Source organism: Sulfurihydrogenibium subterraneum DSM 15120, from assembly GCF_000619805.1.
Lineage (GTDB): Bacteria > Aquificota > Aquificia > Aquificales > Hydrogenothermaceae > Sulfurihydrogenibium > Sulfurihydrogenibium subterraneum.
The window spans coordinates 67,482-83,523 of record NZ_JHUV01000012.1; the positions used below are offsets into that span (position 1 = coordinate 67,482).

Here is a 16,042-nt window from a genome sequence, read left to right on the forward strand (position 1 = left end):
TGAGAGAGTAATCTCTGCGTTTTGTCTGAACTATGTGGGAGTTAAATATCTTTTAAAATTTTTGTGGGAATTTTAATTTTAATTGTCGTAGATTTCTTTTTGTGGTGGTTGGTGATACCAATTGTGATTATTCTAATGATTTTTTAACTCATTTTGATTATTCCTTCTTTTATCCTATCATTGTTAAGCTCTATTAAATCTAACTTTCACGAAATTGATAAAAAAAATAACTAATGCTATAATCTTTTTATGTTAAAAGCATACATAGATAGAATCAACGTTTTTGGGTTTAAGTCTTACGGAGATAAACATCTTTCTATCCCGTTAGGAGAAGGGTTTACTGCCATAGTTGGTCCAAATGGGTCTGGTAAAAGTAATCTTGGAGATGCTATCGTTTTCTGTCTTGGAATAGCCTCTGCAAAAGCAATGAGAGCCATAAAACTAACAGACCTAATTTTTTCATCAAAAGGAAAAACAGCTCCTTATGCAGAGGTTGAGATAGTATTTAAAAACAACGGTGCATTCCCTCTAAATACAGAAGAAGTAGTAATATCCAGAAAAGTAGATTTAAGCGGAAAATCAACCTATAAAATCAACTCAAGACCTGCAAAACAACAAGAAGTAGAAGAGCTCCTCACCTTAGCAGGAATACCAACCCAAGGTTATAACATCGTAACCCAAGGAGACATCTACAAATTTGTAAAAATGACCCCATCAGAAAGAAGAGACTTAATCAGTGATATAGCAGGCATTACCCAGTATGAAGAGAAAAAACAAAAAGCTCTCCAAGACTTAAACGAGTCAAACGAAAAAATAGAAAAAGTCAAAGCGGTATTAAACGAAATCAGCCACACATTAAAAAAATTAGAAAAAGAAAAAGAAGATGCACTTTTAGCCATTGACTTAGAAAACCAGATTCAACAACTACAAAATGCCATAAAGTCAGCAAAACTATACCTACTTTTAAAACAAAAAGAAGAAGTATTAAACCAAATTAGCCAAATAGAAGACCAGATAAATAGCCTATACCTACAAAAAGAAAAAAATATAGAAAACCAAAAACAGCTTATAGAAACCATAAAACAACTTGAAGAAAAGTTAAACCAAATCCAAGAGTCCTTTCTACCAGTTAAAGAAAGAGAAGGAAGTATAACAGCACAGGTAAAATCCTTAAGCGAAAAAAAAGACCAATTTGAAAAAACTCTCCATCAGCTCCAAGAAAAACATAAAAATTTAGAAAAAGAAAAAGAAGAAAAAATAAAAGAGATACTTTCAATAGAAGAAACGATAAAAAATCTCTCATTACAGCTCCCAAAACTGTTAGAAGAGTTAAAAGAAGCAGAAAAAACATTAGAAGAAAAAAATAAACAATTACAAGAGATAGAATTTTTAGGAAGTTCAGCAAAAAATGACCTTGGAGAGATAGAAAAACAAGAAAAACAACTACTTGAAACTATAAAACAGTTAGAAAACGAAAAAACCCAGTATCAACTAAAGCTAAACACAACTCAAGAAAAGATAAACAACCTAAACCAAGACCTATCTAAAACAAAAGAAGAAATTATTCAGATAGAAAAAACAATAGAAAACATAAAAGCAAACACGAAAGACACCCAAACCCAAATCCAAGGATTACAAAGTGAGATAACAAGACTAAAAGTAAGAAAAGAAACATTAGAAAAAAGATTAAAAGAGACAAGAGAAAAGTTAGAAAAAAACTTCCAAAAGTTAGCCCACATATTAGCACAGTTATCCCAATTTAGAGAAGATAAAATATCTTCAATATTAAAATCAATTCCAGGTGTTTACGGACAAGTCTCAGAGCTTATATCTTTAAAAGACTCAAAATACCAAACTGCGATAGAAGTAGCAGGAGGAGGTAGATTAAAAAACATAGTTGTAGAAGATGATTATGTAGCACAAAAATGTATAGATATTCTCAAAAAAGAAAAGGCAGGAAGAATTACATTCATACCTTTAAACAAAATAAAAGTGTTTGATAATCCTAAATTACCATTTAAAAAAGGTCTGCTTGGATATGCGATAGACTTTGTAGATTACGACAAAAAAATAGAAAAAGCAATAAAGTACGTCTTCCAAGATACAGTTGTGGTAGAAGACTTTGAATCCGCAAGGTCAATAGGAATAGGAACCTATAGAATGGCAACATTAGAAGGAGAGCTTTTTGAAAAATCTGGGGTAATATCTGGAGGTTTTGAAAGACAAAACATCACAATAGGAAGGTCAAACTTAGAAGCTGAAAAACAACAACTTGAAGCAGAAGATGACAAACTTAAAAAAGAAGAAGAAGCAATCCAAAACGAGCTAAAACTTATAAATAACAAAATAGCAGAAAACGAAAAAACTCTAATAAAAATACAGACAGAAACCTCAAGTATAAACCAGAGAATACAAGAACTTACAAATCAACTAATCTCAAAGAATAATAAAGTAAGTTATTTAGAAAATGAAATATTCAATCTAAAAAAACAGTCTTTAGACTACGAAGGAAAAATTGAAAAACTACAGCAAGAGATAGAAAAACAGTCTAAAATGCTACAGTCTATATCAAATCAAAAACAAGAAATACTAAAAAAATTAGAAAGAGCTGGATTATCAACCTTAAGAAAACAGTGGGAAGAATCAGCAAACAGAGTTTACTCACTCAAAGAAAAGATAAAAGACATTGAAAGTCAAATAAACTTACTTACAGATAAAAAAGATAACCAACTTAAAATAAGAATTTTCCAGATAGAAACAGAAAAAGAAGAGATAAGAGACCAGATAAACCAGATAAATCAAGAGATAGAAAACATAAAATTAAAGATAGAAACTCTAACCAAAGAACTTTCTCAGCTGTGGAGAGACCTAAAAATTTCAGAAAAAGAAAGAGATAACCTTATAAACCAAATTCAAGAATACAGAGATAAAATAAAAAATCTAAGATATGAAGAAGAAAATATAAACAAAGAAATAACAATTCTTCTACAAGAAAAAGCAAAACTACAACAAAAACTTACAGACACAGAAGAAGAGATACTAATGCTTAAGCAAGATTATGACGGAGAGCCAGTAGAAGCTGACGTTAGAGCCTTAGAAAAACAGCTAAAAACATTAGAAGAAAAAAGAAAAAATTTAGGGTCTGTTAACCAAAAAGCCTTAGAAGATTACGAAGAAGAACTAAAAAGGTATAATGAAATAAACGAAAAGCTAACTATTTTAATACAAGAAAAAAAGTCTATAGAAGAGCTTATAGAAAGTCTTGAAGAGAAAAAATTACAAGCTTTTATGGAAGTGTATGAAAACATAAATAAAAATCTTGATAAAAACTTTAAAATACTGTCTCCTGGTGGAAAGGCTTACTTAGAGCTTGAAAACCCTTCAAACCCGTTAAATGGAGGAGTTTTATTAAAAGCAAGACCAAGAGGTAAAGACTTAAAAAGACTTGAAATGATGTCAGGAGGAGAAAAAACTCTTACTGCGTTAGCATTATTATTTGCAGTCCAGCAGTATAGACCAGCTCCTTTCTACTATTTTGACGAAGTTGACGCAGCATTAGACGATGCAAACGCAAAAAAAGTGGGACAGCTGATAAAACAGCTCTCAAGTCAAGCTCAGTTTATAGTCGTTACCCACAGAGACGCTATGGCAAGTTTTGCAGACAGACTTATAGGAGTTTCAGCAAAAGACGGAATATCTCACATATTTACCCTTGACGTTAACTCTTTGATAGAAAGTGAGGAATTAGATGCTATCAGTAGTTAAAAGCGGTGGAACTTTTGGAATAGATGGTTATATAGTTGACGTAGAAGTAAACATCACTCAAGGACTTCCACAGTTTATAACAGTAGGACTTCCTGATACAGCTGTAAAAGAAAGTAGAGAAAGGGTAAAGTCAGCTATAGAAAACATAGGTTTTAAATTTCCTGTAAAAAAGATAACCGTAAACCTTGCTCCTGCAGATATTTTAAAGGTAGGAACTCTTTACGACCTGCCTATTGCAATTGGAATACTAACTTCTTCTGGATTGATAGACCAATCAAAATTAGAAAAAACGGCATTTATAGGAGAACTTGCCTTAAACGGAGACTTAAGAGCTGTAAAAGGTATACTTCCAATAGCCATAAAACTAAAACAAGAAGGATTTGAAAACTTTATCTTACCACAAGAAAACTCAAAAGAAGCTGCATTAGTAGAAGGAATAAACGTTTATGGATTTAAAAATCTCAAAGAGATAGTAGATTTTTTAAATGACTCTTTAAAAAAAGAATCTGAAAAGGTCGATTATGAAAAGTTGTTAGAAGAAAAGTTAGACCATTATGGTGATTTTTCAGAAGTAAAAGGTCAGTACGCAGTAAAAAAAGCACTTGAGATAGCAGCTGCAGGATTTCATAACCTGCTTATGATAGGCTCTCCCGGGTCTGGAAAAACTATGCTTGCAAGAAGGTTTGTTTCTATCTTACCACCACTAAGCTTTGAAGAAGCTATAGAGATAACAAAAATACACAGTGTAGCAGGTGTCCTTAAAGAAAGTATAGTAAGAACAAGACCTTTTAGGAGCCCTCACCACACAGTAAGTGATATAGCACTTATAGGAGGCGGAAGCTACCCTAAACCCGGCGAAGTTTCATTAGCTCACAACGGCGTTTTATTTTTAGATGAGCTTCCAGAGTTTAAAAAATCAACCCTTGAAGTGTTAAGACAGCCATTGGAAGACAAAGTTGTAAGTATATCAAGAGCAACTGGGAAGATAACTTTTCCAGCAAACTTTTTACTTATAGCAGCTGCAAACCCTTGCCCTTGTGGATACAGATTTGACCCTGTAAAAGAGTGTAAATGTAGCCCAGCTGAGATTAAAAGATACTTAGGGAAAATATCAGGACCTCTTTTAGACAGAATAGACCTATCCGTTACTGTAATGCCTGTAAAAACTACAGATTTATCATCAAACAAACCACATGAGACTTCAAAAGAGATAAGAGAAAGAGTAATAAGAGCTGTAGAGATACAGAATAACAGATTTAAAAACGAAAAGATAAAGTTTAACAGTCAGATGACCCCTTCCCACATAGAAGTTTACGCAAACTTATCAGAAAGTGCAAGAAACACCTTAAACACAGCTGCAGAAAAGTTAAATCTAACTGCAAGGTCTTATCATCGTGTAATAAAGGTTGCAAGGACTATAGCAGATTTAGAACAAAGTCAAGAGATACTTGATAAACACATCATTACAGCAGTAAACTACAAAGTAAACGAAAATCTTATATAGGAGGATTCATATGAAAAAAGTCTTATCTACTGTAGCAGTTTTATCAGTATTTACTTTTTCATTTTCTCAATCGTTAGAAGAGAGAGTTGACCAGCTTGAAAAGAAAGTAAAACAGCTTGAAGAAAGAATACTTCAACTTGAAGGAAAACCTTTAATACAACGAAAAGAAAAAGAGTCTATCTTACTAAAAGAAAATCTCAAGCCTGTTGAGTACACACTTTTAGAGAAAAAATTCCATAAAGGAGAAAATAAACTCTACGACAGAGATGATAAAATACTTTTCGTCTTCAATTTTACTTCAAACTTTAAAAAAGATGTTGACGTTATATACGGTAATTTAAAAATATACGACAAATCTGGAAATGAGCTTCTAACTCAGCCCGTAAAAATATACAAACCACTTGACATAATAAGAACAAATAAAATTAGACCAGGAGAAACATTTAGAAGGACATTAGAAGTGATATACGAACCTGAAAAACCTAACCTAAGGTATATAAAAGATGCTCCATTATCAGACTTAAAAGTAGATCTTGAGTTTAACAAGGTTGAATTTTCTGACGGAAGTGTAGAATTTTTGAATTGAGATATCTCATAGATTTATGGTAAACTTTATTAAATAATTTAATAATAGTATTTTAACTTTTAAAGGTGTCTAATATGGCAAATCAAGACCAAGAACTCACGACCTTGCAACTTTACATGCAACAGATGGGCAAGTATCCTATGCTCACTCCAGAAGAGGAGCGGGAACTTGCCATTAGAGCGAAAAAGGGAGATAAAGAAGCCCTTAAAAAATTAGTAGAAGGGAACTTAAGGTTTGTTGTAAATATCGCTAAAAACTTTATGGGGTGGGGTGTACCTTTAACAGACCTTATAGCAGCAGGAAACTTAGGCTTAATAGAAGCTGCAAAGCGTTTTGACCCAGATAAAAATGTAAAATTTATATCTTACGCTGTTTGGTGGATTCGTCAGGCAATAATGCAGACTATATTCCAGCAAACAGGAGCTGTAAGAATACCGATAAAAGAGTCTTTATTTATATCTAAGGTAAAAAATGCCTACGAAAAGCTAAAAGAAAGTTTAGGTAGAGAACCAACGGAAGAAGAGATAGCAAAAGAGCTTAAAACTTCTGTTAAAAAGGTAAAAAATGCTTTAGCAATAGTAAGACAGCCAGTCTCTTTGGATATGCCTTTAGGAGAAGGAGGAGAAGAAGACTTTACTCTACTTGATATTTTATCAAAGAAAGGCACTGAAGACGTAGAAAAAGATTTAGTAGAAAACACTTTAAAACAAGAGTTTGAAAAACTTCTTAATGTAATAGATGAAAGAGAAAGAGAAATAATAAAATTAAGGTATGGACTTGAAGGTCAAGATCCAAAAACTCTGGAAGAAGTTGGAGAGATGCTTGGTATTTCAAGAGAAAGAGTAAGACAACTTGAACAAAGAGCATTGAAAAAACTAAAAGCGGCAGCATTGAAAAAACATCTACAAGACTTTTTATCTTAGATGAAGGTTTTAACCTATCATAACATAGACTATCTACCAGAAAACGCTAAATTAAAAAGTCTTTACGTAAATCCTGATAAGTTTGAAAGCCAGATAAAACTTTTAAAAAAGTTAGGCTTTCAAACTGTTTTATCCGATGAGATTGGTAAAAATAAAAAAAGTGTAGTTTTAACTTTTGACGATGCTTATGAAGATTTTGTAAAAAATGCATATCCAATTTTAAAAAAATACAACGCAAAAGGAATAATCTTTGTAGTAGCAGGATTAGTAGGTAAGTATAACATCTGGGACTGGGAAAAACTTAACGTTAAAAAACCACTTATGGACTGGGAAGAGATAAAATTTTTAGTAAGTGAAGGTTTTGAGATAGGCTCTCACACCATGACCCACCCATACTTGACAAAGATTCCAGAAAAAACTGCAAAAGCAGAAGTAGAAGACTCTAAAAAAATGCTGGAAGACAGGTTAGGTATTGAAGTAAAAACTTTTTGTTATCCTTACGGAGACTACAACAAGAGGATAAGAGATTTAGTAGCAGAAGCAGGATACAAAATGGCTTTCACAACTCAAGAAGGCTCATACGAAGAAAGTAAAGACATCTTTCAGATAAAAAGAAAAACAGTCTTTGGACACTACCTTTTACCACAGTTTTTATGGAAAGTTTTAGTATGAAAATTCTGTGGATTAACGCAAACCCAAACCCAAATCCTGGAGGGACTGAGGCACACTCTATAGACTTTATAAACAGTCTTGAAAAAAATCCAGAAATTACTCTATACAAAGCGGTAGCAAAAGGAAGCTTCGTAGACAAAAATACAACCGATAAAAATAAATTTTACATATCTTTAAAGTCAGAATTTTCACCTGTAAATACTATAAAGCTGATAAATCTTGCCAGAAAATTAAAACCAGATTTTGTAATAGGAAACAACGGAAATGAGTACATAAACACCTTTTTAGCAGGAAAACTGTCAGGCTCAAAAATAATACTTTTTCGCCACATGCTAAACTATCAACCATTTTTTAACAGAAAGTTTATCCTTCCTAAAGTTGACAAAATTTTTGCAGTAAGTCAAGCAAGTAAAAACAGGCTATTAAAAGATGGTATTCCAGAAGAAAAAATAGACATACTTCCAAACTTTATAGATGAAGAAAAATTTTATTATGACCAAGAAGAAAAACAGTTAGTTAGAAAACAGTTAAACATCAATCCTGATGAAACTGTAATAACGTTTATCGGTAAAGTTGATAGAGGAAAGGGAATATATGACTATGTAGAAGTTTGTAAAGAGCTCAACAAAACTTTTAAAAATCTAAAATTCTTAATTATAGGAGATGGGAGAGATTTAAAGCCAACTTTAGAGATATTTAAAAGCTACGGATTAGAAAACAGAGTTATAACTACAGGAAATGTGATAAATCCTAACTGGTACTTAAAGGCATCTGACGTGGTAATGGTTTTATCAAAAGGAGAGGAGAGTTTTGGAAGGACTGTTATAGAAGGTTTTGCGGTAAAGAGTTTAGTGGTTGTTTATGACGTAGAAAATCTTAAATATCTCGTAGAAAATTATAAAACGGGGTTAGTTGTAGAAAAAGACAACATAAATAAAGTTGTAAACAACCTAAAACAAGTCCTGACTAACCAAGACCTTTATAACACTATCACAGAAAATGCATACCAAGAGTTTTTACAAAAGTATACAAAAAAGAGAGTATTACAGGATTTTTTAAACAAACTAAAAGCTTTGTTATAATAGAATAAAACCTTTAAGGAGTGGAAAGCTATTAAAACGATTTTTAACGCAGTTTTAAATGCTTTATTTCCAAGAGAGTGTTTGGTTTGTAATCAGCCTTTTACATTTGAAAATCAAAATATTATCTGTAAGGATTGCATAAATCAATCAAAAAATGAAGTATTATACTACTGTAGGAGCTGTGGAAAATCTGATGAGTATCCTATCTGTGAAAGCTGTAAAGTGGAGAGAAAGTATGAAGATATACAAGTATTTACTTACTACTACCATATCCAAGAAACTGTAAAACAGTTAAAACTTTCTAAAATCAAAACTTTAGCAAAAGAGTTAGGCATTCTTATAAAAGAAGACATACAAGACTACATAAGAAAAAATAAAATTCAAAATGTCATTTACGTACCTATATCTAAAAACGTTCAAAAAGAAAGAGGATTTAACCACTTAAAAGAGATATTAAAATATGCAGTTCCATCTTTTTTAGTGAAAGATTATCTTATAAAACATAGAGAGACAGCTTTTCAAATGCAGCTGAATAAAGAAGACAGATTTAAAAATCTAAAAAACGCTTTTTCCCTAACAATAGACAAGATAAAAGGTAATACATTGGTTTTTGACGATGTTTTAACTACAGGTGCAACACTATTGGAGATTTACAACACAATAAAAGACAAAACAGATGGAAAAATCTACGCTTACGTGATAGCAAAAGGTTAAAGATGATATACAAAGAAAACCTTTTAAAAGAAAGGGAGAGTAAAGAGAAAAAGTCTAAAATTATTATTGCAATACTATTAAACCTTTTAATTGTAGTTCTACAGATAGTATTTGGACTTTATTCTAATTCTGTTTCTTTAATAACCGACGCAGTTCATAACTTTCAAGATGTTTTAAGTTTAATAGTTGCGCTGCTTGCCGTGTATGCAATTTCAAAAAAACCTTCATTTGAAATGACTTACGGATTCTTAAAAGCTGAGGCAATGGCAGGCTTTGTCAACAACTTAGTTCTTTTATTTACATTAATTTTTATATCTTATGAAGCAGTTGTTAGGCTTTTAAATCCAGAAGAAGTAAAAGGTCTTTATGTTATTGTATTTGGATTTTTAGCTTTTGTTATCAACCTTTTTTCAGCGATAATATTAAAAACTCACCATCACCATGACCATGACTACCACCACGAAGATATAAACATAAAGGCAGCTTACTTACACCTTTTAAGTGATGCTTTACTATCTTTAGCTGTAGTTGTAGGCGGAGTGTTTATATACCTATTTTCAGTGTACTGGATAGACCCATTATTATCGCTAATATTTGTAGTGTACATCTTAAAAGAAGTTTTTAAAAGTTTAAAAGAGAGCTACTTTATCCTTATGGAAGCTGTGCCAAAAAGTATTGATTTAGAGTCTCTTATTCAGGATATAGAAAAAAAATTTCCTCACATATTAGAGATTCACGATATTCATGTGTGGAGGTTAAGCTCCTCTGATGTATATTTTACAGCTCACATAGTTTTAGATGACTTAAACTCTTTTGAAAAATTGTTAGAAGACTTAGAAGTTTTTTTAAAAAATAAAGGAATAAATCACATTACAGTCCAACCAGAAACACCAAGCAAAAAATGTGAAGTTTTACATTAAGTTAGTTAGCTTTAAAATCCATAAAAGTATAACGATAACAATCCAGAAAACAACTACAAACAAAATGGTAAACTCTATACCTAAAAATAATATCTTTAATAACAAAAAGAAAAGATAAGGAAGAGCTATTAGTATAACTAATACAGCTATGGCAAACAGTATAAAAACAATAAGAGCTAAAATATAGTTTTTTAACGTTAACTCTTTTATTTCAAAATCTGTTTTATTCATAGATTTTTATTGGATTATATAATGTATCTCTCTCTACTGGAATTTTTCCTGCTTCTTTTATAAGCCTTATAAGTTTTTCCTTTTGTTGCTGGGTTGGAGATTTTGCACCTGCAAAGTGGGCAATCTTTTCTTCCATTACAGTTCCATCCATATCGTCAGCTCCAAAGTTTAAAGTTACCTGAGCTGTTTTTTCTCCTATCATAACCCAGTATGCCTTTATATGGTCTATATTATCTAACATAAGTCTTGATACTGCAATAGTCTTTAAGTCATCTATACCAGTTGTAAAGTCATATACAGGTAAATCGTTGTTTTCAGGTTGGTAGGCAAGAGGTATAAAACAGGTAAATCCGCCTGTCTCATCTTGAGCTTCTCTTATTTTTAACATATGGTCTACTCTGTCTTCATAGGTCTCTACATGTCCGTATAACATAGTAGTGGTAGAATGGAGTCCTAATTTATGGGCTGTTTTGTGTATCTCTAAGTATTTTTTATAACCTATCTTTTTAGGAGCTATTATTCTTCTAACATTTGGAGAAAAGATTTCAGCTCCTCCACCTGGAAGACTTCCAAGTCCTGCTTCTTTTAACTTTATTAACACTTCTTCGTAAGAAAGTCCTGAGATTTGAGAGAAGTAGTCTATCTCAACAGCTGTAAAAGCTTTGATGTGTAGGTTTGGAAAGTTTTTCTTTATTATAGACACAATGTTTAAATACGTTTGAAAATCCCAATCAGGATGAAGTCCGCCAACTATGTGGACTTCCGTTGCACCGTTTTCTACTGCGTATTTTGCTTTTTCTAATATCTGGTCATAACTCATTTCGTAGGCTTTTGGGTCATTTTTATCCATTTGGGCAAAAGCACAGAATTTACAGTCTAAAACACACACGTTAGTAGGGTTTATCTGTCTGTTTATAACAAAGTAGGCGTACTTTCCGTTTTTCTTTTCTGTAATGTAGTTAGCAAGATAACCAAGTGTAAGAATATCGTTAGTTTTAAATAATTTGACTCCATCTTCAAAGGTAAGCCTCTCTCCTTGAAGCACTTTGTCTATAATTGGGAAAATCTGTTTATCTGTTGCTAAAGATAAAACTCTGTCTATATCTAACATACTTTTTCTCCTATTTGGAAACTTTTTCTAAGTGTTTAAAAAACTCTGGATATGATATATATACACAGTCAGCATCTTTTATAGTGATACCATCTTCCGATATTAAACCTAAAATCGCAAAACCCATTGCTATTCTGTGGTCTTTGTAAGAATCAACCACTCCACCTTTTACTTTCTGTTTTCCTTTTATAATCATTCCATCTTCTAACTCTTCTATCTCTAAGTTTAATCTTTTAAAGTTTTCTACGATGGCTTTTATTCTATCACTCTCTTTAACTCTAAGCTCGTCAGCTCCTGTTATAATGGTCTCTCCTTCTGCTTGTGTTGAGACTATGGCAAGTAAAGGTAGCTCATCTATCATAGATGGAACTTCTTCTTTCACAACCTTAACACCTTTTAAATCGTTGTACTTTACTACAACGTCAGCCACAATTTCTCCTGCTTCGTCTCTTTTGTTTTTATATTCTATGTCAGCTCCCATCTCTTTCAACTTCCTAAAAAAGCCATCTCTTGTAGGATTAACCATTACGTCTTTAAGAATAATCTCTGATTTTGGCACTATTGCAGCAGCTGCGGCAAAAAACGCGGCGGAAGATGGGTCTGCTGGGACGTTTATATGGATTGGTTTTAGTCTATCTGTTTGAGATATCTTTACTTTATAACCTTCGGTTATAAAATCAATCTCAATGTTTGCTCCCATCCAGTTTAACATCTTTTCTGTATGGTCTCTTGAGACGATAGGCTCTATTACCTCTGTAGGTGTCTTAGCATACAAACCAGCAAGTAGTATTGCAGACTTTACTTGAGCGGACATTTTACTGTTGAAATAAGATATTCCTTTTAACTTTCCTCCTCTTATAGATATAGGAAGGTTGTTTGCATCTTTTCTACCGTCTATTTTCGCACCCATTTGGGATAAAGGTTCAACAACCCTTTTCATAGGTCTTTTTCTTAAGCTGTCATCTCCTGTTAGAGCTGCAAAAAAGTTTTGCCCTGCCAAAACTCCAAGTGTAAGTCTTGTAGTCGTTCCAGAGTTCCCCATATCTAAAACATCATCAGGCTCTTTTAATCCTTCTAACCCTTTTCCTTTTACATATATAACGTTATCCTTTTCTTCTATCTCTACTCCTAACTTTCTATATACATTTAAAGTGGTAAGAGTATCTCCTGCTTTTAAAAAGTTTTTAACAATAGACTCTCCCTCTGCTAAAGAAGGCAGTATAATAGCTCTATGAGATATAGATTTGTCAGATGGAACTCTTAAAGACCCTTCTATTCTTTTTACAGGTTTTACAGTCTTTTCCATGTTAAACCTCTATATTTTTAAATATATACCATAGTACCATAAAAATAGCGGTCAAAATTAAAAAAATTAATATAAAAACCTTTATATTACTGATTTTGTCTTCATCTTCAAAAACATCCTGATTTAAAGCTGTCAAACTCTTTAAAACGTCTTCTCTTTCTATTACTGTTTTCCTCTGTAAAAATGCAACCATTAACGACCTTGACGCTATTAGATTTATTAATCTTGGAATACCTTTAGACTTTTTGTGTATCTCTTCAACAGCTGATTTATCAAACTTTAATTTTTGAAAATTAGCAACCTTTAATCTATGATACAAATACTTTTCTACTTCTTCTTCTGATAAAGGTTCTAAAAAATATTTGTTGGATATTCTATTGTTGAGCTGTCTAAGTCTTGGGCTTAACAGTTTTTCTTCAAACTCTGGCTGTCCTACTAATATGAACTGAACTAACTTCTCTTTATCTGTTTCTAAATTTGATAGCAATCTTATCTCTTCTAAGGTTTCTTCTGGGATAAGTTGTGCTTCATCAATAACTATTAAAACTCGCTTACCGTTAGACAACTGGTCTTCTAAAAAAGTGTATAATTTTTTTAATATCTCATTTTTTGAGCTTTTTTCGTCGTATTCAATCTTAAACTCATTTAAAATGGACTTTAAAAACTCATCTGGAGATAAAAAAGGGTTTAGTATTACCCCAGCTGTGTACTTTGCAGGTAAACTTTTTAAAAACTTTTTTATTACAGTTGTTTTTCCTGTCCCTGACTCTCCTATAATAACGCCAAAGCTTTCATTTGATTCTAAAGTGTACCAAAGGATATTTAAAGCTTTTCTGTGAGTTAGAGTCTCAAAAAAATAATCAGGGTCTGGGTTTATCTTAAAAGGGTCTTCCTTTAATCCAAAAAACTGTAAATAATTCATTTTTCTTCTTTTTCTTTAGGGAATAATATTGACCTTACTCTATTACTTTTTGATAGTGCAATGGCTTTCTCTTCATCTATATAATACTGAATCTCATCACCTTCAACAACATTTTTATCTTGATGGACTTCTGCATTGATTTTAAGAATTATTAGATTTTTATCTTTGTAATACTCAGCTTCTTTAGATTTTCCCCATTTATTTTCTTGTTGGAAGTACACATTTCCAATAGCATATATTTTTGATACATCTCCTTTATCATTTAGGTATATTTTTACAATATCTGCCTTTAAGTTAAAATTTCCTTTTTTAACGTCCACATTTCCCGAATAAACGGCTAACTTTTCTTTATTGTTGTATTCTAACTTATCTGCATTAATTACAATAGGCTCTTTTTTGTTTTCTGTTTGAGCGAAAACAAACCCAAAAATCAAAACCAAAATACCAAAAATTTTAACCATTTTTACCTCTGTATTCACTAAAAACTTTATCTAATTTTAAAAATTCTTTTTCTATATCTAAAAGTAGGTTCTTTCCTTTTGTAGTCATTTCTTTTGAGTAAATTAATGTGTCAGTATCATTATAAACTATATTTCTTTGTGTATCTATAAATATATATTCGGTTTTCATGTTAATATCTTTACTATTAAAAATCACATCTTTATAAAATTTTGCTACTTTTTCTTTTGTATGATAAACGCTCTCTTTAGATGTTAAATCAAAGCTACCCTTTTCTCCTTCGTAATGCCCTTGTGGATTTTCTATAAAAATTTCATCTCCTTTAAGCACCATCTTTGACCCTATTAAAGTGTAAGTCTGATTTGCTTTTGATACTAAGTAAAAATTTTCTAAAGTATTATCTGAGTACTTTATCTTTTCTAATATTTTCTGTTTGTCTAAGTAATCTGAGATTTCTTTAAAAAGAAATGATACAGAAAGAATTATTAGAAAAATAAAGAAAAACCTTTTAATCTTCCCTAACACTGTCCTTCTCTTGTTTTTTGTTTCTTAAATCCCATTTTGAGCTAAACATTTCTTCTATGATTTTTATATACAGGTCGTTTCCTTCTTTAGATGCCCTGTCCTTTATATAAATAGTAGGTCTGTGTAGTAGTTTATTTATTAGAGACTTAAAAGCAAGGTCTATGTTTTCTTTTTCTTTTTCTGTAAGATATGGCATCTGTTTAAAAAGCTTTTCTAACTGCTTTTCTCTCAGCTGGTCCGCGTAATCTCTTATTTGAGTGATTAACGGATTTACTTTTTGGGTATTTAGCCATTTTACAAATTTTTCTACTTCATCTTCTATTATAAGCTCCGCTCTTTGGGCTTCTATTTTTCTTTCTTCAAGATTTGAGTTTACGATAGATTTTAAGTCATCTATGTTGTACAGGTAAACTCCTTCAATTTCGTTAACATCATCCTCTACGTTTCTTGGAACTGATATATCTATTATAAATAAAGGCTCTCTTTTATTTTTTATCGCTTTTTTAATGTCTTCTTTCTTTAGTATTGGTTGAGTTGCACCTGTTGAGACTATTACGATGTCAACCTCTGGTAGAAATTCAAGTATTTTGTCAAATCTTATAGCACTTCCATTAAACTTTTCTGCAAGTTCTACAGATCTTTCAAATGTTCTGTTTGATACGAAAATATGTTTTACTCCCAGTGATGACAGATGCTTTGCAGCAAGCTCTGCCATCTCTCCTGCACCTATCACCAGTACAGATTTATCTTTTAAATCTCCAAATATTTTCTTTGCAAGTAAAGCAGCTGCATAGCTGATAGATACAGCTTTTCTTGATATTCCTGTAGAAGTTCTGATTTTTTTAGATACGTTTAAAGCTTTATCAAAAAGTCTTGTAAGTATGTGTCTTACTGTTTTATACTCTTTAGCAAGGGAGAATGATTCTTTAAACTGACAGACTATCTGGGGCTCTCCAATAACCATTGAGTCTAAACTTGATGAAACTCTAAAAATGTGTCTTATCGCATCTTTACCTGTATAGAAAAACACATATTTTTCTAAAATATTTACAGACATAGAAGAAAATTGAGAGAGTATTTTTAAAATTTCATACTTTAAAGATTCACTTCCATCAAACACACCGTAGAATTCAACTCTATTACAAGTGGATATAACACATATCTCGTAAATGTTATTAAGGGAGTTTAACTTTTCTAAGATAGACTGGTAGTTAGACTCTGTTATCGCTAACTTTTCCCTTATCTCTACAGGAGCTGTCTTATAGTTAAACCCAGTTGAAAAAATTTCCATAGAGATAATTTTACCACATTTGTGTTATAAT

Annotated in this window: 15 protein-coding genes; 8 read left to right on the plus strand and 7 right to left on the minus strand. The window is 31.7% G+C overall.

What is annotated here, in order from left to right:
• Positions 1-249: 249 nt before the first annotated feature.
• The 8 genes from smc (at position 250) to Q385_RS0107190 (ending at position 10,166) form a co-directional block, all read left to right on the plus strand.
• Positions 250-3,765 (plus strand): chromosome segregation protein SMC, encoded by a 3,516-nt coding sequence (smc, locus tag Q385_RS0107155; RefSeq protein ID WP_028951008.1) that lies wholly within the window; start codon positions 250-252, stop codon positions 3,763-3,765.
• A complete protein-coding gene (locus Q385_RS0107160; RefSeq protein ID WP_028951009.1) occupies positions 3,749-5,269 on the plus strand; it encodes a YifB family Mg chelatase-like AAA ATPase in 1,521 nt (506 codons plus the stop codon). Before smc ends, Q385_RS0107160 begins: the two co-directional genes overlap by 17 nt.
• Before the next feature lie 10 nt (positions 5,270-5,279).
• Positions 5,280-5,855 (plus strand): hypothetical protein, encoded by a 576-nt coding sequence (locus Q385_RS0107165; protein WP_028951010.1) that lies wholly within the window; start codon positions 5,280-5,282, stop codon positions 5,853-5,855.
• A 74-nt stretch (positions 5,856-5,929) separates the two neighbouring features.
• A complete protein-coding gene (locus Q385_RS0107170) occupies positions 5,930-6,778 on the plus strand; it encodes a sigma-70 family RNA polymerase sigma factor (RefSeq protein WP_028951011.1) in 849 nt (282 codons plus the stop codon).
• Positions 6,779-7,450: a polysaccharide deacetylase family protein gene (locus Q385_RS0107175; RefSeq protein ID WP_028951012.1), complete on the plus strand. Its 672-nt coding sequence runs from the start codon at positions 6,779-6,781 to the stop codon at positions 7,448-7,450. It abuts the gene before it with no gap.
• Positions 7,447-8,532 carry a glycosyltransferase family 4 protein gene (locus Q385_RS0107180; protein WP_245596374.1) on the plus strand — a complete coding sequence of 362 codons (1,086 nt, stop codon included), beginning with the start codon at positions 7,447-7,449 and terminating at the stop codon, positions 8,530-8,532. The genes Q385_RS0107175 and Q385_RS0107180 overlap by 4 nt, the downstream gene beginning before the upstream one ends.
• Positions 8,533-8,571: 39 nt before the next feature.
• Positions 8,572-9,246, plus strand: a complete 675-nt coding sequence (locus tag Q385_RS0107185) for a ComF family protein (RefSeq protein ID WP_281169362.1) — start codon at positions 8,572-8,574, stop codon at positions 9,244-9,246.
• A gap of 2 nt (positions 9,247-9,248) precedes the next feature.
• Positions 9,249-10,166, plus strand: a complete 918-nt coding sequence (locus Q385_RS0107190) for a cation diffusion facilitator family transporter (RefSeq protein WP_028951015.1) — start codon at positions 9,249-9,251, stop codon at positions 10,164-10,166.
• Here Q385_RS0107190 and Q385_RS0107195 read toward each other — a convergent pair.
• The 7 genes from Q385_RS0107195 to hemA are packed head-to-tail and all read right to left on the minus strand — an operon-like array spanning position 10,158 to position 16,011.
• Positions 10,158-10,397: a hypothetical protein gene (locus Q385_RS0107195; protein WP_028951016.1), complete on the minus strand. Its 240-nt coding sequence runs from the start codon at positions 10,395-10,397 to the stop codon at positions 10,158-10,160. The two genes, Q385_RS0107190 and Q385_RS0107195, sit on opposite strands and share 9 nt — an antisense overlap.
• A complete protein-coding gene (mqnE, locus tag Q385_RS0107200; protein ID WP_028951017.1) occupies positions 10,390-11,508 on the minus strand; it encodes an aminofutalosine synthase MqnE in 1,119 nt (372 codons plus the stop codon). The genes Q385_RS0107195 and mqnE overlap by 8 nt, the downstream gene beginning before the upstream one ends.
• 10 nt (positions 11,509-11,518) lie before the next feature.
• Entirely contained in the window at positions 11,519-12,814 is a 1,296-nt protein-coding gene (gene aroA, locus Q385_RS0107205; RefSeq protein ID WP_028951018.1) for a 3-phosphoshikimate 1-carboxyvinyltransferase, read from the minus strand.
• Position 12,815: 1 nt separating this feature from the next.
• The gene (locus Q385_RS0107210) at positions 12,816-13,736 is read right to left on the minus strand and encodes an ExeA family protein (protein WP_028951019.1); all 921 of its coding nucleotides are present in this window, start codon (positions 13,734-13,736) and stop codon (positions 12,816-12,818) included.
• A complete protein-coding gene (lptA, locus tag Q385_RS0107215) occupies positions 13,733-14,197 on the minus strand; it encodes a lipopolysaccharide transport periplasmic protein LptA (protein WP_028951020.1) in 465 nt (154 codons plus the stop codon). Before lptA ends, Q385_RS0107210 begins: the two co-directional genes overlap by 4 nt.
• Positions 14,190-14,720 carry an LPS export ABC transporter periplasmic protein LptC gene (gene lptC, locus Q385_RS0107220; protein ID WP_028951021.1) on the minus strand — a complete coding sequence of 177 codons (531 nt, stop codon included), beginning with the start codon at positions 14,718-14,720 and terminating at the stop codon, positions 14,190-14,192. Before lptC ends, lptA begins: the two co-directional genes overlap by 8 nt.
• Positions 14,704-16,011: a glutamyl-tRNA reductase gene (gene hemA, locus Q385_RS0107225; protein WP_028951022.1), complete on the minus strand. Its 1,308-nt coding sequence runs from the start codon at positions 16,009-16,011 to the stop codon at positions 14,704-14,706. The genes lptC and hemA overlap by 17 nt, the downstream gene beginning before the upstream one ends.
• Positions 16,012-16,042 lie beyond the last annotated feature (31 nt).